This window comes from Sediminicola arcticus, from assembly GCF_040566695.1.
Classification (GTDB): Bacteria; Bacteroidota; Bacteroidia; order Flavobacteriales; family Flavobacteriaceae; genus Sediminicola; species Sediminicola arcticus.
The window spans coordinates 1-464 of the sequence record NZ_JBEXAE010000024.1 but is presented as its reverse complement, the minus strand read 5'-3'; the positions used below and the strand labels follow the sequence as shown (position 1 = coordinate 464).

The 464-nt window shown below is 42.7% G+C and carries 1 pseudogene; it reads left to right on the top strand.

Annotation, left to right across the window (positions count from 1 at the left end):
* A pseudogene (locus ABXZ36_RS15790) lies at positions 1-464 on the top strand (hypothetical protein); the annotation flags it as partial.

The following is a 464-nucleotide window of genomic DNA, read 5'->3' as shown; positions in this document are numbered from 1 at the left end:
AACGCAGACGACACCAATATTGATTATACAGATGAGGATGGGAATGTTACCCAATTGAATTTGTCTGCGATTGTTGACAACCTGGAGACATTGACCACCATTGTGGCTAATGTAGACGGTACGTTAACCTATACCGATGAGGACGGAAGTCCAACCATCATCGATATCTCTAATCTGGAGACGTTGACCAGCATCGCTTTGAACGCAGACGACACCAATATTGATTATACAGATGAGGATGGGAATGTTACCCAATTGAATTTATCTGCGATTGTTGACAATTTGGAGACATTGACCACCATTGTGGCTAATGTAGACGGTACGTTAACCTATACCGATGAGGACGGAAGTCCAACCATCATCGATATCTCTAATCTGGAGACGTTGACCAGCATCGCTTTGAACGCAGACGACACCAATATTGATTATACAGATGAGGATGGGAATGTTACCCAATTGAATTT